Below are 17,555 nucleotides of genomic sequence, written 5' to 3' on the forward strand. Positions count from 1 at the left end.
GCTGTCACAGTCGCGACGCTCTCTCCCCTCCGGCTTCACATCCCCAAACACATCGCCCAAGCAAGCAGGAAGACAGATGACTGAACGCCCGATCGCGATCATGTGGTTTCGAAACGACCTCCGATTGGCGGACAATCCGGCCCTGCTGGCCGCGATGAAATGGGCCAGGGAACAGGGTGGCGTTGTGCTCCCGGTCTTTATCCTTGATCCGGTGATTGCTGATCAGTTGGGTGGGGCGACGAAATGGTGGCTCGAAAAAAGCCTGTCGGCGCTGAACAAGGACATCGCCGCACTTGGCGAGACAAAATCCGATCGCGCGCTTCGTCTGTTCAAGGGCGATGCGAAAGCTACTCTTGAAAATATCGCAGATGAGAAACCAGTTCAGGCGGTGTTCTGGAACCGGCTTTATGACAGGCCGTCGACCGAGCGTGATACAGATATCAAATCCGCCCTTCAGGACCACGGCCTGACCTGTGAAAGCCACAAGGCCAATCTTCTGTTTGAACCGTGGGAGGTCAAAACCGGGCAAGGCACAGATTTCAAGGTCTATAGCCCGTTCTGGCGGGCCTGTCAGAAGCTCCCGACCCCGCGCGCCCCCCATGCGGCGCCAAAGGCCCTGGATGTCTTCAAGGGCGAGATTGAAGGCCAGATAAACATCACGGATTTTGATCTGGCACCAAAGCCTGTTGACTGGGCTGGCGGCCTGGATGAGCGTTTCACCCCGGGCGAACAGGGCGCAAAAGACCAACTGTTTGATTTTATCGATGACCGGCTTTCGGATTATGCCGATATGCGTGACCGCCCGGATCGTCGCGTGACGTCCGAGCTCTCCCCGCATCTGCGCTTTGGTGAAATCAGCCCCTATCAGGTCTGGCATGCCGCCAACCACCATGCCGATGCCAATCCCGGCAAAGGCAAGACCGCATCGAAATTCATTGCCGAACTCGGCTGGCGGGAATTCGCCCATCACATCCTGTTTCACGCCACAGACCTGCGCGCTGTCCCCTTGCAAGGGCAGTTCAAGCATTTCCCGTGGTCAGAGGACGCAAAGGGATTACGTGCCTGGCAGAAGGGCAAAACAGGCTTCCCGATTGTTGATGCCGGCATGCGCGAACTTTGGCACACCGGCTATATGCATAACCGGGTGCGGATGATTGTCGGCTCCATCCTGGTAAAGCACCTTTTGATCCATTGGCAGGAAGGCCTGGCATGGTTTGACGACACGCTTGTCGATGCCTGCCCGGCCAACAATCCGTTTTCATGGCAATGGATTGGCGGGTGCGGGGCCGATGCCGCCCCCTATTTCCGTATTTTCAATCCGGTGCTTCAGGGTGAAAAGTTCGACCCCAAGGGCGATTATGTCCGCCAATGGGTACCGGAACTGCGCGACATGCCAGAGCAATACATTCACAAGCCTTGGGAAGCCTCCCCGCTTATCCTCAAGGCCGCTGGCGTGACATTGGGCAAAACCTACCCCGAACCCTTGATCGGGCTCAAGGAAGGTCGTGAGCGCGCCCTTGGCGCCTATCAGGATATGAAAAAGGCTGCCGGGTAACCCGACAGCCTTGATAGTCCGTGCATGTGCGTCTGCGCTATTTCCAGAAGACTTTCTGATCCATGAAGTCATGCATCGCGTCCTCGATCCCTTCAAGGCGATGATCGGCACGCGCCCCGAACCAGCCGGAAATCAGCCCGATAGCAATCATGCCGTCTTTTGAAAGCTGCGGTGACAACGCCATCAACCGTTCCTCTGCCACTGCGGCGTCCTGAAGCTGACCCAAGATCTCCTGCATGGTGGTCAGTTTGGATCTGAACTTTTTGACCTTTTTGGCCCCATAGATGGCACCGAAAAACTCTGTCCCGTAACGCATCTGTTTGACATCAAGACGCAGCGCATGGAGTTGCGGTGTGGTTAGGTCCGCCACATGGTCACCGCGCTTGGTCACACGTTTATAGGCCTGCTCCAGAAGGGGTTCGGCCATTTCCGAAACCGGTGCCGCCATCGCCTTCATCTGCGCGGCACTCGCCCCCGAAGCCCATCGGGAATAGCTGGCCCAAGCGCCTAGCAGCAACAGCAGCTGCCCATATTCTGGTTCATCGAGCATCTTGTGCGCAGAAGATAGCGCTACTGCGCGCTGCTTTTCCGCAGCCTTGCGAAGCTCAGCCATTCCCGCATGGTCGGGAAAACGGGTTTCGATCATCGGAAGTGTTTCGCTCAGGAATACATCCCAATCACGCAAACCATTCAGTCGCTTGCTGCAATGCTTAAGCAAGCGACGCAGCAAAACGGCTTCGCCTGCTGGCAGATTTTTCTTGAACAGATTAAGGGCAACCCGCAGACGGCGCATACCGACCCGCATCTGATGGCAGCCTTCGATATCAAGGTCCTGTCGCACGCAAATCTCGTTACTGAGAATCATGCGAAGCCCTTCGGCAATCACCGCGCGAAAGGCGGTTTCGGCTGACATATCAGCACTTAGTTCAACCGCGGCGGAGCGAAATGCACCCGGTCCCTTACCGAGATAAAGATCACGCCCGCGAGACGCCTTGGAGCGCATGCTGAGCAACAGCGGCACGGTGCGTTGCAGCTCAAGAGCCAGATCAAAAAGGGCCGCCGGATGGCCTTCCTTGAGCTCGAACTCGACCTCGGAAATCGGCACCTCTTTCTCGCCAGAGCGCACGACACCCTGATCAATTGCCAGTTCCATCACCGCATCACGATAGGTCAGGTCCACCGCCCCGCGCTTGAGGTCGCTTTCAAAGATGCGATCGATCTGCTTTTTCTTCACAAACTTCTTGAGAAGCTTTTTGACATCCTTGTCGGTGAAGCGGTCAAGATCAAGCACACCTTCTTCCAGCTCAACCGTCCATTCATTGCGCTCAGGCAGGGCCTCGCGCAGGCCATTGGTTGCCTTGACAGTTTGCTCCCAGCCCTTGTTGCCCTTCTTGCGCAGGCGGACAGCCAGGCCATTCTCAGCCAGCGAGAGTTTCGGCGTGTCATGATAGATAGAGACAAGGTGGGTGGTTTCCAGACGACGGCCTTCCTTGACCTCGCGCAGGACCGGCGCGCTTTTGAGACGCGCGACATGTTTTGGATCGATGCGAAGTTTGAGTTCGATCTCGATCTGCTTCTCGGCCATCTGGTTCCCCTAAGCGAGTTATTATCACAGCGCGGCGTACGCTGCTCCGCCACCAAGTAGTAACCAATTTTATGTTTCAGCGGGTTGAAACACGAAGCGGGATTGATGGTAGCGGAATGTAAAATTTTCGCAACAAAAGGCAGAAACGCGCCCAAAATCAAGCCTTAAAAGACCGATCAATACTTTGCTCAAGCGCCTGTTTTCATTTGAAAACAAATTGGCTGGATCAGGTTCATTTAGCGCAGCTTGTTTGCAAATATCTTACCCATTCACACGTGCGAACCTCTGTATCAAGCTATTGATGCGGCGGCGATTCTGGACGATTGCAGCGCAATATAGTGATAGCAGCATCGTGGCGTTTGCGAATTGCGTTATGTCAGTTAAAGTCGGTGCAAATCAACCTGCCAGAGGGCAAAAATGCTTACCCAACCCCGGACATTGAAAACAGCCCTGCTTATGGGGATCGCCCTACTGATGAGCGGTTGCGAAACCACCTCGGAAATCAGTTACGACGCATGGCAGGCCAAACAAGCGCAGTCAGAAGAAGCTGTGCGCTTCACCACCAACAAGATGGTCAAAATCAATCTGAACTGGTCACGCATCGGCCCGTTTTCACGCTATGACACCAAGCTTCGCGCCAATGCCTTTGGCGGCATGATTGACGTCTATGGCGCACAGACCTGCCTTGGTAAATTCGTCCGCGACGACCGACGGGCGCCTGCGCATGGCTGGTGGGAACTGATTTGCCCGGATGACAGCTACGCCGCCGGGAACTTCCAGTTTGACGCACAGGGCAATATTTTGGGTGCTGGCACAGCTGCCAATGGCGAGAAGGTTTCGTTCAGCCTCCCAGTTCCGAACTGACCAAACCAATCCCACCAATGCCCATCAGCCTCGCGCACATCAAAGCTTTTGAAACTTAAAGCTCGGCAAACCTTCGGCTACCGACCCTCCTCTACCTCTGAACAGTTTTTTTAGTGTTCGCAAAGCGTTATCTTGTTCTCGGGACATAAAACGTTGAGGGTAAAATGAACTCCAAATTGCAGATCAAATGGCTGGTCGTGGGTGCCATCGCGACCATGCTGGCAGGTTGCCAGACAACAAAGAATTACAAATTTTCAGAATGGCAGGAACGACCGATTGAAAGATCCCGGTTCAACGTTCCCACCGTTTCAAACGTTGCCGTGACAAAGCTGGAACAGAACGAGCGCAACAACGGTCAGGTGCAGAACGACAAGTGGGAGCTGGCCTGTGGCGAGGGCTTTGTGACAACTGCACATACGTTTGATGGCTGGTTTGTCCCACAATCAGAAGCAAACCTTGCCGATGAGGATGCATTCCGGGAAACCTTCAAGGTTTCCGGGATCGTTATCCAAAAAGCATATCCCATCACCTCAAACCGCAATGGCAAGGCTGTTGGTTACTATGGTGATGCGACTCTGAATGATCTTCCAAACTGCCAGGTCGCAAAGTTCGGTATGCGCGCAGTCAGAGGCGTCAAGATCTACGATAATGACCGAGGCACCATTGATACGATCGTTACTGCATTCCATTGCGGCCAGTCCGAGTTCAATATGGCGCGCTTTACCCAGAACATCTCTGCAATCGAAGATCGCGAGGCTTATGGTGCCCGCGTTAAGGCCCTGAGCACGCCCAGCTGCGGCAGAAGCAACCAGCAGACCACAGGTTGGTCCGCCAATACCAAGATGGGTGATTATACCGGTACGATCGCCATGAACTGGGGTAGCGATTTTTATCAAGCCGACCTGGAGACCGAAATTTCACTGAAGGACTATGGCGGGAAGCTTACCTTCATGATCAGCGAGGGTGATCAGTGTGATATCCAGTTCCGGGTCACCAAGCATAGTGCGCCGGAAGCCGGAACCTGGTTTGCGAATTGCGCAAGTGGCGACTTCGCAAATGGAAATTTCCGTGTCGATCAGGCAGGCAATCTCACCGGAAGCGGTGAAAATGATGCGAAAGCCCCTGTGGAATTTTCTCTTTCCCTGCCGCGCTCCGCATAAGGACGCGTGAAAACGCATTTCTACCGGCGCGTAAATAGACCACAAAAACAAAAAACCCGGCCAGAAGGCCGGGTTTTTTTGGCTACCGAAAGATGGTGCCCAGGGGCGGACTCGAACCACCGACACGCGGATTTTCAGTCCACTGCTCTACCAACTGAGCTACCTGGGCAAATCCGACTTTCGTTTCCGTTTCCGGAGTGTTCCCTGCGGAACGAGCGGGGTTATACAAACTCCTTTGGGGCTTGTCCAGCCTCAAATCGCATTTTTTTTGTGATCCCGCTTGGCGCTAAAATTCTTCTTCATCTTCAAGGTCTTCGAGATACTCTGGCGGCTCGTTGGCTGGGATGGCGTAGCTTTCATTCATCCATTTGCCAAGGTCGCGATCCGCACAGCGTTTTGAGCAAAACGGCTTGTATTTTTCATCAACCGGTTTGCCACAAACCACGCAGTCGGAGCTGACTGTTTTCGTTGTCTTTTTCTCACTCATGCTCGTTTTTCTCCAACCGATAGGCATCGTTTTCAAGGGCCGGGTCCCCGATAATTTTCGGCATCACCCCAAATGCATTTGTCAGGATTTGGATCGCCTTGCCCCTGTTGGCAAGGACCGCTGCCACCCCGGGGCTAACCGATAGATTGACCGCACCCGTCATTCCATTTCGACTTTGCGCCACAACAGCACGCAACACTGAATTCAGCGCTGCCTCTGTCAAAAGCGGTAATTGTTCCTGTTTGGTAAACAGGGCCGCGTGAAGCGATTCGCCCGCGCGCTGACGACTGAATTCATAAAGACCCAATCGCGTGAAGCCGCCAACCTGAACCGCACCATCCAGTTCGCGGCCAAAGGCGTCCCGAATTGCCGCATCAAACTTGTCGCGCCCAGCGCGTGATTTCATGCGAAGCGGATCAATCACCACAAGGCCACCGATATTGCGCAACCGGATTTGATGCACGATCTCTTTTGCGGCACGCAGATTAACCTCAGCCGCGCGGGCTTCGCTATCACGGCCGGCCTCTGCCCCGGCGGCATTGACATCAATCGCGCAAAGGGCAGTTGCCATATCCATCGCGATCCAACCACCGCCTTGCAGCTCAACACGCGGGGCTAAAGCGGCAGCTATTTCGTCCTCAATATCCTGATCATCAAACAGCAGACGGCTTCCGACATGACGTGAAAGACCATCATCGGGTTTCCCCAGCATGGTCAGCAATCCGCGCAACCGCACGAATTCATCAGTACCATCCACGATGCATTCGCCGCCGGCCATCAGATGGCGTTCTATGACCTGATCGGTTTCCGACTGGGCCTTGCTGACCAATTTGGGCTTGGACGCCTCAGAGAGCGCCTTCTGGGCCTTTTGCCATTGCGCTTTCAGAAGCTTGTATTCAGCGCTGATCGCATCAAGCGTCCAGTCGAGCGCAACGGAACGCAACATGATGCCGTCGTCATCCGCTTGCAAAGAACTCAGCAAATCCTGCAGTTCGGTGCGGCGTTTCTCATCCTTGAGCTTGCGCGGCAGTTCGATATGGTTTGCGGCTGGCCGCAGGATCATACCGACACCCTCGATCGCGATCCGGCCAGTAAGCTTCACCCCTTTATCCTCAAAACCAAGGCGCGAAATCTGTACCAGAACCCACTGCCCTTCATGCAGCGGGCCATTATGGCGATCAAAGGGAAGAAGTCCGTCAGGGATGCCATCAAGGGCGACCATGGCCGCAGCCATTTCCGGCATCAGTTTGGAAACACGGCCAAGATGAATATCAAAACGTGCGGGACCACCGCGATCGATCCACAGGCGGCTCAGACGATCATTTTCGATCAGGGCGACCCGGCGCTCAAGCGCAACAGCGTCAATCAGCAGGCGGGAATTATGAATGCCGCCAACTGCCATGATCACACCTCTTTGGGGCTATAGCCAAGGCCGCGCAGAAGACCATCCACCTCGCACAGCGACAGCCCGACGACATTGGAGTACGACCCCGAGATCGCCTTTACAAAGGTCGCGGCAAAGCCCTGGATGGCATAAGCCCCTGCCTTGCCCTGCCATTCATCATGGGACAGATAGCGGTTCAGGTCATCCTGACCAAGCGTGCGGAATTTTACCTGTGTCTCGATCACGCGCGAGCGTTCTGTGCCATCAGGCGCAACCACGCACATGCCACCATAAACACGGTGGCGCCGCCCGGACAGGAGGGTGAGGAACTTGCGCGCCTCGCCAAGGTCTTCGGCCTTGCCAAGCGCGCGTCGGCCGCACGCAACAACCGTATCCGCCGCAAGCACAAAAGCCCCGCCATTGTCTTTGGCAACGGCACGGGCTTTTTCCTCCGCAAGGCGAAGGGCAAGGCGGCGTGGGCTTTCATCCGAATGGGGCGTTTCATCGATATCTGCGGGAACGACCTGATCTGGCACAATTCCGATCTGCGCAAGCAGCTCAAGACGGCGCGGCGATGCAGATGCCAGTATCAGTTTCGACAAGATGCGGCTCCCGGATATCCGTTCCCAGACCATTTCAATCGGGAATGTGATGAATGCTCACATTTCCATGCAGGCAGCAAAATGCACCCTGACGGCAAAGGTAAACGCCCCGCCAGACAAGGTCAATTTGCGCTTGGTCTTGGTTTCAGATTACTTGAAACGGAAGGTGATACGACCTTTGGTCAGGTCATAAGGGGTCATTTCGACGCTGACACGGTCACCTGCGAGAACGCGAATACGGTTCTTGCGCATTTTGCCCGAGGTATGGGCAAGGATTTCGTGGTCATTGTCCAGCTTCACGCGAAACATCGCATTGGGCAGAAGTTCAACGACGGTGCCCTGAAACTCGATAACGTCTTCTTTAGCCATGTGACTCCTAGCTTTCGTATTGCAATATCAAAATACCGGTGGGCGGCAAACTGCTCTGAACCGGGCAAAAGGTCAAGTCCTTTCACGTCCAAAGCAGGGCGTTACAGCACTGCGTTAAACGAATAGCGTCGTCTCTGTCGTGCCAAATCGTCCCGAAACGGATCGCGCGGGAGAAATACCAGCTTATGGCTTTTCCAGTGACCGCTTGCGCCCTAAGATGCCGCTCTGATCCTGACTTCGCATGAAAGCCACCGCATGACCAATCCTCATACAACTGAAATCCGCCTTGCAGAACGTTCTGACGCACCGGCAATCCATGCCATGATTTGCGAGATCGGCAAGGCCACAGGATGCGCGGACAAGATTGCCAGTTCGCCCGATGATCTGGCACGGGACGGCTTTGGCGATGAGCGCGCATTTGATGCCCTGATTGCCGTTGCTGATGACACACCGGTGGCCATGTGCCTGTTTTTTCCAAGCTATTCGACATTTCGCGGACGGGCCGGGCTTTATATTCAGGACCTTTACGTCGCCCCAAGTCATCGCGGTGGCGGTTTTGCCAAACGTCTGGTCGGGGCCGTTGCCAAACACGCCCATATGAGCGGCAAGTCGTATATCCGCTTGTCGGTTGATGCGGAAAATATGATTGGCCAACGGTTTTATGAGAAGCTTGGCATGCGACATGCCGATGATGAGAAAATCTATGTGCTGGACGGTACAGCGTTCAACGAACTTGCCGGTTCGGACTGACCCAAGCGGTCACACTTTTGGAGAGGGTCCGATTGGAAAACGATCGAGAATGCGTTTTTTGATCTGATCGCGCACTTGGCGATAGGCTTCCAGGCGGGTTTCACGCGAACCTTCGACAATCGTGGCATCAAATGTATTCCAGAATTCCACATCACAGGCCATGGTGCGGGTCATTTCAACCGCACGGTGCTGGGCTTCTGGGGACATGGTGATGATCAGATCAAAAAAGCCGTCTTCAAGCTGATCAAAGGTTTTTGAATTGTATGAGGAAATATCAAGGCCGATTTCCTCCATCACCGTGACAGCAAACCCATCAAGGTCGCCAGCACGTACCCCGCAGCTTTCAACATAGATGCGGGTTCCGTGATAGTGACGCATCAGGGCAGCAGCCATTACCGAACGCACGGCATTGTAGCTGCAGGCAAAAAGAACCGAGCCGGGAAGTTCTTCTGCCACCGTGCCTTAACCCCGGATGTGAAGGACACAAATCAGCGTAAACAGGCGACGGGCCGTGTTTTCATCAATCGTCACCTTGTCAGTCAGAAGTTCACGCAGCTGTTCGGACCCTTCATTGTGAAGGCCGCGGCGCGCCATATCGATGGTTTCGATCTGGGCGGCACTGGCCTTTTTGATGGCGTCATAATAGCTTTCGCAGATCATGAAATAGTCTTTGACGATCCGGCGAAACGGCGAAAGCGGCACGGGAATAGTGGTCAGGTTTTCGGTATCGTCATCGCCACGCACATCCATATAGATGCGGTTATCCTCGATGCGCATATGGACCGAATACGGCCCTTCAAACCCGCCAGCCGGTTCGAAATGGTTTTCTTCCAGCAGGTCATAGATCGCCACCGCCTGCTCGTGCTCGACCTCAGGACGGCGCCGTACCTTGTATTTCTCGTCAAGATAGATACCGGCAATACACTGGTTTTCTGCCATGGCTCTCTCGCTCCGGTCCCCTCACACGCTGCATCGCAACAGCTTACATCTGGTTTGAGCGGATCGCCACCGAAAGTCCATGCGCCTGCAGACCTTCGCTTTCTGCAAGGGCGATGGCGGCCGGGCCGATCTTTGCCAGACTTTCGGGTGTGCACTTGATCAGCGATGACCGCTTGATGAAGTCCAGGACCCCAAGGCCGGACGAGAACCGCGCCGAACGCGCCGTTGGCAGGACATGGTTCGGCCCGGCAACATAGTCGCCAATGGCTTCGGGGGTATAACGGCCCAGGAAAATCGCACCGGCATGGTGAATGTCTTCTGCCAGTGCATCCGGGTCGTCTACCGCCAGCTCCAGATGTTCCGGCGCGATCCGATCCACAAGGGCCGGAGCCTGCGACAGATTTTCGACCAAAACAATTGCACCAAAGTCGCGCCAGCTTGCACCGGCGATTTCTGCACGCGGCAGCGTTTCGAGATGTGCATCAATCGCCACCTGCACCTGATCGGCAAAGCCTGCGTCATCGGTAATCAGAATGGATTGTGCCACCGGGTCGTGTTCCGCTTGTGACAGAAGGTCGGCGGCCACCCAACTTGCATCGTTGCTGCCATCGGCAACGACAAGGATTTCCGAAGGACCGGCGATCATATCAATGCCGACTTGGCCAAATACACGGCGCTTGGCGGCGGCGACAAACGCATTACCCGGACCGACGATCTTGTCGACCGGCTTGATGGTTTCCGTCCCATAGGCAAGGGCCGCAACGGCCTGTGCACCGCCAATCCGGTAAATCTCGTCAACGCCAGCGATGTGGGCTGCTGCCAGAACCAGCGGGTTCATTTTGTTATCCGGGGTCGGCACGACCATGACAAGGCGCTTCACACCGGCAACCTTGGCCGGAATGGCATTCATCAGAACCGATGACGGATAGGACGCCAAACCACCGGGCACATAAAGGCCCGCGGCAGACACCGCCCGCCAGCGCCAGCCAAGCTCGACACCGCTTTCATCGGTGTAGCGCTCGTCCGCTGGCATCTGCTTTTCGTGGTAGGCGCGAATGCGCTCTGCTGCCAGTTCCAACGATTTCAAAAGGTCGGGATGAATATCGGCAACGGCCAGATCAACTTCGGCGGCGGTCACCACCATACCCGATGCATCGATGTTCAGGCGGTCAAAGCGGTTGGTATATTCGCAAACGGCTTCGTCGCCGCGCGACCGGACATCGGCAATGATGTTGGCAACCGCCGTATCGACATCGGCATCCGATTCCCGCTTCATGCCCAGAAGCTTGACGAAATCTTCCTCAAAACTTTTGTCCGTGATGGAGAGCTTAAGCGTCATTGAGCACCTCGGAGAAACTGTCAATCCAGGGCTGGATTTCGGTCGGGCGGGTTTTGAGCGCAGCGCGGTTGACGATCAGACGCGACGTTACATCCGCAACATGCTCGATTTCGCGCAAACCATTGGCCTTAAGCGTATTGCCCGTGGAGACAAGGTCAACAATACGCCGGCACAGACCAAGTGTCGGGGCAAGCTCCATCGCACCATTCAGCTTGATGCATTCGGCCTGCACGCCGCGCTTCGCGAAATGGGTGCGGGTGATGTTGGGATATTTGGTGGCGACCCGAACATGCGACCAACGCGACGGATCATCGCCTTCGATCATTTCTTCGGGTTCGGCGACAGCAATCCGGCAATGCCCGATATTGAGATCCAGCGGCGCATAAATATCCGGGTAATCGAATTCCATCAGGACATCATTGCCACAGACACCGATATGGGCCGCGCCAAAGGCCACGAAGGTCGCAACGTCAAAGCTGCGCACGCGGATGATATCGATATGCGGATGATTGGTGGCAAACCGAAGCGCACGGGATTTCGGATCATCAAATGCTGCTTCCGGTTCGATCCCGGCGGACCGCACCAGTGGCATCACCTCGTCAAGAATGCGCCCCTTGGGCAGGGCAAGCACCAGCTTTTCGTCACTCATCAATCAATCGCCTTACGCGTTTTTCAGTTATCCGGTCGCCTTGATATCAGGCCGGAACCCGGACACGTTCGATCTGCGCCCCGCAGGAGCTTAGTTTTTCTTCAAGCCGCTCATAACCACGGTCAAGATGGTAAACACGGTTAATAACCGTCTCACCCTCGGCTGCCAAGCCTGCAAGCACCATCGAAACCGAGGCACGCAGATCGGTCGCCATAACCTCGGCCCCCGACAGTTTCGCAGAGCCGCGTACAATCGCCGAGCGACCATGAACGTTGACATCGGCGCCCATGCGGCTCAGTTCCGGCACATGCATGAAACGGTTTTCAAAAATCGTCTCGGTAATCATCGAGGCACCATTGGCAACCGACATCAGCGCCATGAACTGCGCCTGCATATCTGTCGGGAAGCCCGGATAAGGTTCGGTCATGACATCAACGCCCTTAAGCGTTGCCCGGTTGCCGCGCACTTTCATGCCGTCTTCGGTTTCTTCGACCTCGACACCGGCTTCGCGCATCGCATCAACAAGGCTGTCGATCAGCTCAAGACGCGTGCCGGTCAGTTCGATTTCGCCGCCGGTGATGGCGGCGGCAATCGCATAGGTGCCGGTTTCAATCCGGTCCGGCACGACGGAGTATTCTGCGCCATGCAAACGCGGTTTGCCGGTAACTTTCAGGGTGTCGGTGCCAATGCCTTCGATCTCAGCACCCATGGCGACAAGGCAGTGGGCCAGGTCGGAAACCTCGGGCTCACGCGCCGCATTGCCAATCGTCACCACACCATCGGCAAGCGATGCTGCCATCAGGGCATTTTCCGTCGCACCAACAGAGACCTGCGGGAACAGGATGTGTCCGCCCTTAAGGCCCTCGGGTGCGCGGGCTTCGATATAGCCCTCCGTCAGGTGGATTTCTGCACCCATGGCCTCAAGCGCCTTGAGATGCAGGTCAACCGGGCGGTTACCAATTGCGCAGCCACCGGGCAACGACACGCGCGCAACACCGCAGCGCGCGACAATCGGGCCCAGCACCAGAACAGACGCGCGCATTTTACGCACCAGATCGTACGGTGCCGTGGTCGAGGTGATTTCCTTCGCGGTCATTTCCAGAACACGGCCATTATGCCCGCCATTGGGCGCATGCCCGTTCAGATGCAACGCGACACCGTGCTGGGCCAAAAGGTTGGCCATCGAGGTGATATCTGCCAGATGCGGCAGGTTCGAAAGGGTCAGCGTTTCATCTGTCAGAAGGGCTGCTGCCATCAAGGGCAAAGCCGCATTTTTGGCACCGCCGATTGCAATTTTGCCCTGCAGCCGGCGACCACCGGAAATCTTGATTTTGTCCATTCAGTCCTCTTTGTGCTGTGCGCTTTGGCACAGCGAACGCGTGTCTTGGCAGCTCACCACCAGATTTGTGCCATCCCTTTATCACAGGCGCGGCAATGTGACACCTTTTTGGCCCATATATTTCCCTGCCCGATCCGCATAGGAGGTATCGCATTCACTTTCCGCCTTGAGGAAAATGAACTGACAGGCCCCTTCATTGGCATAGATGCGCGCGGGAAGCGGTGTTGTATTGGAAAATTCCAGCGTTACATGCCCTTCCCATTCCGGTTCAAGCGGCGTGACATTGACGATGATGCCGCAACGGGCATAGGTCGATTTCCCCAGACAGATCACCAGCGTGTCACGCGGGATGCGGAAATATTCGACGGTGCGCGCGAGCGCAAAGCTGTTGGGCGGGATCACACAGACATCGGTCTTGCGGTTGACGAACCCGTCATCGGAAAATTCCTTGGGATCGACAATAGCCGAGTCGACATTTGTGAAAATCTTGAAATCGTCGGCAACGCGGGCGTCATAGCCGTACGAACTAACGCCATAGGAAATCACACCGTCACGTTTGAAACCGTCAACGAACGGTTCGATCATGCCTTTTTCCTGCGCCATCTGGCGTATCCAGTGATCCGGTCTTACCGACATAGTGTCACCCCTGTTTTTGCGAAAATCCCAACCGCGTTCAGCACCCACGGTTTTACCCGCCCGTTGGCACCAAGATCAACCAAACGATGCGCGTTTCACCAATCCTGGAGATAAAAGAGAACGACTGAGATCAGTCGTCGCTTTTTTCACTCTTGCCCGATCCGTTTTGGTCGCTCTTGCGTGTGCGCTGCTGTTGCTTGCGCTTGGCCAGATTGGCGCGCAGAGCTTCGGCTTCGCGTTGCAAACGTTCCTCGTTCACGGCCGGGCGCATGTCAGATTTCTTGGCAGTCATGGTGTCGTCACGGTTCCGTCTGAATTTTCGGGTTGATCAATTGGCCCGTTATAAAACAGCACGCGAAAAATTACAGCCGATCTTGACGAAAACAGGGCGAAAAGCCGCGATGTGCAGACAATCGAAAAACTTCGCGTAATTCAGGCTTGACCAATTACGGATACGTGGCCTATAACCCGCCCGCACCGCAAGGGCTCATGCTGCTGTAGCTCAGGGGTAGAGCACTCCCTTGGTAAGGGAGAGGCCGGGAGTTCAAATCTCCCCAGCAGCACCATTGCCCACCGGTCAGCCTGTTTATCGGGCTGCTGTAGCTCAGGGGTAGAGCACTCCCTTGGTAAGGGAGAGGCCGGGAGTTCAAATCTCCCCAGCAGCACCATTTTCCAAATAGATTTCAGATCAATCGTTGCGATCCCGCACCTTGAATGATGCGAGATGCTTTGGCATTGATTTTCTGCTTGTTGCCTTACCCTTTGTGGCAAGACGCGCTTTCTAGCCGTAGAAAGCGCGATACCACTCGACGAAGTTGCCGATGCCGGTTTCAATCGATGTGGCCGGTTTGAAGCCGACAGCATCTGTCAGCGCATCGACGTCGGCATAGGTTGCCGGAACATCACCATCCTGCATCGGCAGCATGTTTTTCTCAGCCGTCTTGCCAAGCGCCTTTTCGATCGTCTCGATCATGTACATCAGCTCGACCGGACTGTTATTGCCGATGTTAAACACCCGGTAAGGTGCAGAGCTGGTTGCAGGATCGGGTTTGGCCGAATTCCAGTCCGGGTTGGGCTGGGCAACCGTCGAGATGCAGCGATAGACGCCTTCGACGATGTCATCAATATAGGTGAAATCGCGGCGCATCTTGCCTTCGTTGAAGACATTGATCGGTTTGCCTTCAAGGATCGCCTTGGTGAACAGGAACAATGCCATGTCCGGACGGCCCCAGGGACCATACACAGTAAAGAAGCGCAGACCTGTCGTCGGCAGGCGATAAAGATGGCTATACGTGTGCGCCATCAGTTCGTTGGCCTTTTTTGACGCCGCATAGAGGCTGATCGGATGGTCAACGTTGTGGTGCACGGAAAATGGCATTTCCGTATTCATGCCATAGACCGAACTGCTTGATGCGTAGACCAGGTGCTTCACATTGTTGTGGCGGCATCCTTCAAGGATATTCGTGAAACCAACAAGGTTCGCATCAATATAAGCGTGCGGATTTTCGATCGAATAACGCACGCCAGCCTGGGCTGCTAGATTGACCACATAGGTCGGTTTTTCAGTGGCGAACAGATCAGCAATGCCTTCACGGTTTTCTAGGTCCATGCGGACGAACTTGTAACCGGGCTTTCCTTCCAGGCGTGCGAGGCGGGCCTCTTTCAGGTTAACATCGTAATAGTCATTGACGTTATCGAGCCCGACGACAGTCGCCCCCTGCTCCAGCAATTTCAGGCAAAGATGGGAACCGATAAAACCGGCAGCACCGGTGACAAGTACCTTTTCATTGGCCGGAATGATAAAGTCGGACATGCGCGTCGAAATTCCTGAATAAAGTGCACTGCAAGACGCTTGCCGCGCCCATGGAAAATTTGGGAATTTTGATACCAGCAAGGGTGCAATTACGCAAGCCATCAACCTTTACAACAGAGGTGCAAGACACCAGATAAACGCAAAGGCATTACAACCCGAGACTCCGAACAGTCTTTCTGATACGTTTGGATTGGTTCACATGTCGCTTCAAGGCGCACTACGACGTAAAGACACATGATTTCAGCTGGTCAAACCATAGCCAAGCCGACTGGGGGCGGACTGGGCGTTATCCTGAATGTTCGGGAAATCGCGCAAACCGCTGATGGGCGTGTTTTGGCCGAATATGAAGCCGTCGAAGTCCAGCGCCAAAGCACAAACGCAGCATCCACTTCACCCTACGCGATTACCGGTGCCGGGTCCGACGGATCCCGCACACGGATTGTCGATCCGCGTACCTTGACCGAAGCACAGGCTGTTGCTGGTGGCGTCAGCCGTGCGGAGTATCGCGAAGCGCGCGACACCAGTGCGGAAAACGACAACAACCAGAATGGCGTTTCTGCGGGACGTGACCTTGATCCGGCTGAGGAAGCCGTGGTTAATCAGCTGCGCGCTCGGGATTCTGCTGTTCGCCAAGAAGAACAGGCACATGCCGCCGCTGCAGGTCCTTATGGTTCTGCCCCGCAATATACCTATCAAATTGGTCCGGACGGCAATGCATATGCCATCGGCGGACATGTTGACGTAAGTATTTCGGCTTCTGGCAGTGCCGCAGACCGGGATCGTGCGCTCGCAACGTTACAGAACGCAGCCCTTGCCCCCAATGCGCCGTCAGGGGCCGATATGGCTGCCTTCCGTCAGGCCAGCCTGCAAAGAGCAACCAACGATAGCAGTGACGTCGTCGACACTACCAAAGAATCCGCGCAAAACGGTGTCACAGCTCGAAACGATGCGCAGCAAAACATCTCCATCACCGTGTAAATTTGCCCCGCACGGTTCTTTCTGACCTCCAGATATACTATTCAACATGCGGCAAAACACTTACCCTTGTGTCGAGATACCTATTCATATGGATAGCTAAGCCTATCAAAAACTATCCTGCCGTTTGACAGGGACACGGTTTTGTTGAATGCTGCGCTCGCGTCCGGGGGGGACGCTTGGATTGAAAATATCAAAATCGCGCGAAACCGTATTGCTATTGCGGGTCGCGTTTCCGAGGTCACTCGTCCCATTTTTTGTAGTGAGCTTTGGACAAGAACAGGTACGGCATAAAAATGAACATCCTGCTAGCAGACGATCACGATCTCGTCAGAGACGGGATCACTTCCTTCCTAAAACTCGCAGCGCCGGAAGTTGAAGTCGCGCAGGCGAAAGACTTCGCAGAAGCACTTGCCGTCGTGGACGGAGAAGGCAATGTCGATTTGACAATCCTTGATTTGAACATGCCCGGCATGAATGGATTGTCCGGTTTGACCGTCATGCGTCAGAAGCACCCGGAAATTCCGGTGGTCATTCTCTCGGGTTCAGTCAAACGCAGCGACGTTCTGAATGCGCTCGAACATGGTGCGTCTGGCTACCTGCCCAAGACGCTTTCAGGCAAATCCCTGATCAACGCTCTGCGCTTGATCCTGTCGGGCGAAAAGTACATTCCGTCCGCATTGCTTGAAGACGATGGCACGCAAATTCGCCCGGGCGAGATTGATCTTGAAGGTCTCGCACCTGACAATCCCCTGCGTCAGTTGACCAACCGTGAACGTGAAGTTCTCGGTCTTCTGACCAAAGGCTTGTCAAACAAGGAAATCGCCAAACAGCTGACGGTCCGTGAGATCACGGTGAAGGTACACCTGACGGGCATTTTCAAGAAGCTTGGCGCAGCCAACCGCACACAAGCAGTCAAGATTGCCATGCAGTTGGGCTGGGAAGCCTGATCGCAACCAATCACGGCCAAAAGATCAAAGCCCGGCAATCTGCCGGGCTTATACATTGAGAGGCAGAAGGATTTGTTATGATCCTTCTGCCTCTTTTGTTTGAACGGGTGGTGGCCACCACCCGTTCACGGAGCACAGAGCGGTTGAGCCCTTGCGGGC

The 17,555-nt window shown here is 55.1% G+C and carries 19 protein-coding genes and 3 tRNA genes; 8 read left to right on the top strand and 14 right to left on the bottom strand.

Annotated features, from left to right (window positions below):
• Positions 1–76 precede the first annotated feature (76 nt).
• Positions 77–1,555 carry a cryptochrome/photolyase family protein gene (locus ACXAF0_RS15885; RefSeq protein WP_475346817.1) on the top strand — a complete coding sequence of 493 codons (1,479 nt, stop codon included), beginning with the start codon at positions 77–79 and terminating at the stop codon, positions 1,553–1,555.
• Positions 1,556–1,592: 37 nt separating this feature from the next.
• On the opposite strand, the gene ACXAF0_RS15890 is transcribed toward ACXAF0_RS15885, so the two are convergent.
• Positions 1,593–3,140 (bottom strand): CYTH and CHAD domain-containing protein, encoded by a 1,548-nt coding sequence (locus ACXAF0_RS15890; RefSeq protein ID WP_475346818.1) that lies wholly within the window; start codon positions 3,138–3,140, stop codon positions 1,593–1,595.
• A gap of 417 nt (positions 3,141–3,557) precedes the next feature.
• On the opposite strand from ACXAF0_RS15890, the gene ACXAF0_RS15895 reads away from it, so the two are divergent.
• Together ACXAF0_RS15895 and ACXAF0_RS15900 are read left to right on the top strand one after the other, a co-directional pair.
• Positions 3,558–4,004 carry a hypothetical protein gene (locus tag ACXAF0_RS15895; RefSeq protein ID WP_475346819.1) on the top strand — a complete coding sequence of 149 codons (447 nt, stop codon included), beginning with the start codon at positions 3,558–3,560 and terminating at the stop codon, positions 4,002–4,004.
• A gap of 164 nt (positions 4,005–4,168) precedes the next feature.
• Entirely contained in the window at positions 4,169–5,164 is a 996-nt protein-coding gene (locus ACXAF0_RS15900; RefSeq protein WP_475346820.1) for a hypothetical protein, read from the top strand.
• Between the two features lie 93 nt (positions 5,165–5,257).
• Here ACXAF0_RS15900 and ACXAF0_RS15905 read toward each other — a convergent pair.
• The 5 genes from ACXAF0_RS15905 to infA form a co-directional block, all read right to left on the bottom strand.
• Positions 5,258–5,333, bottom strand: a tRNA-Phe gene (locus ACXAF0_RS15905).
• A gap of 117 nt (positions 5,334–5,450) precedes the next feature.
• On the bottom strand, positions 5,451–5,651 hold the full coding sequence (locus ACXAF0_RS15910) for a DNA gyrase inhibitor YacG (RefSeq protein WP_475346821.1): 201 nt from the start codon (positions 5,649–5,651) through the stop codon (positions 5,451–5,453).
• Positions 5,644–7,053 carry a ribonuclease E/G gene (locus tag ACXAF0_RS15915; RefSeq protein WP_475346822.1) on the bottom strand — a complete coding sequence of 470 codons (1,410 nt, stop codon included), beginning with the start codon at positions 7,051–7,053 and terminating at the stop codon, positions 5,644–5,646. The genes ACXAF0_RS15910 and ACXAF0_RS15915 overlap by 8 nt, the downstream gene beginning before the upstream one ends.
• Positions 7,054–7,055: 2 nt before the next feature.
• On the bottom strand, positions 7,056–7,637 hold the full coding sequence (locus ACXAF0_RS15920) for a Maf family protein (RefSeq protein WP_475346823.1): 582 nt from the start codon (positions 7,635–7,637) through the stop codon (positions 7,056–7,058).
• Between the two features lie 150 nt (positions 7,638–7,787).
• Positions 7,788–8,006 (bottom strand): translation initiation factor IF-1, encoded by a 219-nt coding sequence (gene infA, locus ACXAF0_RS15925; RefSeq protein WP_007092059.1) that lies wholly within the window; start codon positions 8,004–8,006, stop codon positions 7,788–7,790.
• Between the two features lie 255 nt (positions 8,007–8,261).
• Here infA and ACXAF0_RS15930 point away from each other — a divergent pair, with 255 nt between their 5' ends.
• Positions 8,262–8,756: an N-acetyltransferase family protein gene (locus tag ACXAF0_RS15930; RefSeq protein WP_475346824.1), complete on the top strand. Its 495-nt coding sequence runs from the start codon at positions 8,262–8,264 to the stop codon at positions 8,754–8,756.
• A gap of 9 nt (positions 8,757–8,765) precedes the next feature.
• On the opposite strand, the gene ACXAF0_RS15935 is transcribed toward ACXAF0_RS15930, so the two are convergent.
• The 7 genes from ACXAF0_RS15935 to ACXAF0_RS15965 all read right to left on the bottom strand — a co-directional run bounded on the left by ACXAF0_RS15935 (position 8,766) and on the right by ACXAF0_RS15965 (position 13,950).
• Positions 8,766–9,212: an arsenate reductase ArsC gene (locus tag ACXAF0_RS15935; RefSeq protein ID WP_475346825.1), complete on the bottom strand. Its 447-nt coding sequence runs from the start codon at positions 9,210–9,212 to the stop codon at positions 8,766–8,768.
• Positions 9,213–9,218: 6 nt separating this feature from the next.
• The gene (locus tag ACXAF0_RS15940; protein WP_033068466.1) at positions 9,219–9,695 is read right to left on the bottom strand and encodes a UPF0262 family protein; all 477 of its coding nucleotides are present in this window, start codon (positions 9,693–9,695) and stop codon (positions 9,219–9,221) included.
• 43 nt (positions 9,696–9,738) lie between these two features.
• The gene (hisD, locus tag ACXAF0_RS15945) at positions 9,739–11,034 is read right to left on the bottom strand and encodes a histidinol dehydrogenase (protein WP_475346826.1); all 1,296 of its coding nucleotides are present in this window, start codon (positions 11,032–11,034) and stop codon (positions 9,739–9,741) included.
• Positions 11,024–11,683, bottom strand: a complete 660-nt coding sequence (gene hisG, locus ACXAF0_RS15950; RefSeq protein ID WP_475346827.1) for an ATP phosphoribosyltransferase — start codon at positions 11,681–11,683, stop codon at positions 11,024–11,026. Before hisG ends, hisD begins: the two co-directional genes overlap by 11 nt.
• 46 nt (positions 11,684–11,729) lie before the next feature.
• Positions 11,730–13,022: a UDP-N-acetylglucosamine 1-carboxyvinyltransferase gene (gene murA, locus ACXAF0_RS15955; RefSeq protein WP_475346828.1), complete on the bottom strand. Its 1,293-nt coding sequence runs from the start codon at positions 13,020–13,022 to the stop codon at positions 11,730–11,732.
• Positions 13,023–13,103: 81 nt separating this feature from the next.
• Positions 13,104–13,658: a dCTP deaminase gene (gene dcd / locus ACXAF0_RS15960; protein ID WP_475346829.1), complete on the bottom strand. Its 555-nt coding sequence runs from the start codon at positions 13,656–13,658 to the stop codon at positions 13,104–13,106.
• Between the two features lie 130 nt (positions 13,659–13,788).
• Positions 13,789–13,950 (bottom strand): hypothetical protein, encoded by a 162-nt coding sequence (locus ACXAF0_RS15965; protein WP_475346830.1) that lies wholly within the window; start codon positions 13,948–13,950, stop codon positions 13,789–13,791.
• A gap of 199 nt (positions 13,951–14,149) precedes the next feature.
• Between ACXAF0_RS15965 and ACXAF0_RS15970 the strand changes: the two genes are divergently transcribed.
• Positions 14,150–14,224 (top strand) — tRNA-Thr (locus ACXAF0_RS15970).
• 27 nt (positions 14,225–14,251) lie between these two features.
• Positions 14,252–14,326: transfer RNA gene (locus ACXAF0_RS15975), tRNA-Thr, on the top strand.
• Positions 14,327–14,439: 113 nt separating this feature from the next.
• Here ACXAF0_RS15975 and ACXAF0_RS15980 read toward each other — a convergent pair.
• Positions 14,440–15,471, bottom strand: a complete 1,032-nt coding sequence (locus ACXAF0_RS15980; RefSeq protein ID WP_475346831.1) for an NAD-dependent epimerase — start codon at positions 15,469–15,471, stop codon at positions 14,440–14,442.
• Between the two features lie 234 nt (positions 15,472–15,705).
• Between ACXAF0_RS15980 and ACXAF0_RS15985 the strand changes: the two genes are divergently transcribed.
• Together ACXAF0_RS15985 and ACXAF0_RS15990 are read left to right on the top strand one after the other, a co-directional pair.
• Positions 15,706–16,449 (top strand): putative metalloprotease CJM1_0395 family protein, encoded by a 744-nt coding sequence (locus tag ACXAF0_RS15985; RefSeq protein WP_475346832.1) that lies wholly within the window; start codon positions 15,706–15,708, stop codon positions 16,447–16,449.
• Positions 16,450–16,742: 293 nt separating this feature from the next.
• Positions 16,743–17,396 carry a response regulator gene (locus ACXAF0_RS15990; RefSeq protein WP_475346833.1) on the top strand — a complete coding sequence of 218 codons (654 nt, stop codon included), beginning with the start codon at positions 16,743–16,745 and terminating at the stop codon, positions 17,394–17,396.
• The last annotated feature ends 159 nt before the right edge of the window (positions 17,397–17,555 follow it).

The organism is Thalassospira sp. ABD4_177 (assembly GCF_056160125.1).

Coding starts and splice junctions, on each gene's coding strand:
- ACXAF0_RS15965 (WP_475346830.1), bottom strand. CDS start 13,950: ATGACTGCCAAGAAATCTGACATGCGCCCGGCCGTGAACGAGGAACGT.
- ACXAF0_RS15940 (WP_033068466.1), bottom strand. CDS start 9,695: ATGGCAGAAAACCAGTGTATTGCCGGTATCTATCTTGACGAGAAATAC.
- ACXAF0_RS15890 (WP_475346818.1), bottom strand. CDS start 3,140: ATGGCCGAGAAGCAGATCGAGATCGAACTCAAACTTCGCATCGATCCA.
- ACXAF0_RS15915 (WP_475346822.1), bottom strand. CDS start 7,053: ATGGCAGTTGGCGGCATTCATAATTCCCGCCTGCTGATTGACGCTGTT.
- dcd (WP_475346829.1), bottom strand. CDS start 13,658: ATGTCGGTAAGACCGGATCACTGGATACGCCAGATGGCGCAGGAAAAA.
- ACXAF0_RS15990 (WP_475346833.1), top strand. CDS start 16,743: ATGAACATCCTGCTAGCAGACGATCACGATCTCGTCAGAGACGGGATC.
- infA (WP_007092059.1), bottom strand. CDS start 8,006: ATGGCTAAAGAAGACGTTATCGAGTTTCAGGGCACCGTCGTTGAACTT.
- hisD (WP_475346826.1), bottom strand. CDS start 11,034: ATGACGCTTAAGCTCTCCATCACGGACAAAAGTTTTGAGGAAGATTTC.
- hisG (WP_475346827.1), bottom strand. CDS start 11,683: ATGAGTGACGAAAAGCTGGTGCTTGCCCTGCCCAAGGGGCGCATTCTT.
- murA (WP_475346828.1), bottom strand. CDS start 13,022: ATGGACAAAATCAAGATTTCCGGTGGTCGCCGGCTGCAGGGCAAAATT.
- ACXAF0_RS15910 (WP_475346821.1), bottom strand. CDS start 5,651: ATGAGTGAGAAAAAGACAACGAAAACAGTCAGCTCCGACTGCGTGGTT.
- ACXAF0_RS15930 (WP_475346824.1), top strand. CDS start 8,262: ATGACCAATCCTCATACAACTGAAATCCGCCTTGCAGAACGTTCTGAC.
- ACXAF0_RS15985 (WP_475346832.1), top strand. CDS start 15,706: ATGATTTCAGCTGGTCAAACCATAGCCAAGCCGACTGGGGGCGGACTG.
- ACXAF0_RS15895 (WP_475346819.1), top strand. CDS start 3,558: ATGCTTACCCAACCCCGGACATTGAAAACAGCCCTGCTTATGGGGATC.
- ACXAF0_RS15885 (WP_475346817.1), top strand. CDS start 77: ATGACTGAACGCCCGATCGCGATCATGTGGTTTCGAAACGACCTCCGA.
- ACXAF0_RS15980 (WP_475346831.1), bottom strand. CDS start 15,471: ATGTCCGACTTTATCATTCCGGCCAATGAAAAGGTACTTGTCACCGGT.
- ACXAF0_RS15900 (WP_475346820.1), top strand. CDS start 4,169: ATGAACTCCAAATTGCAGATCAAATGGCTGGTCGTGGGTGCCATCGCG.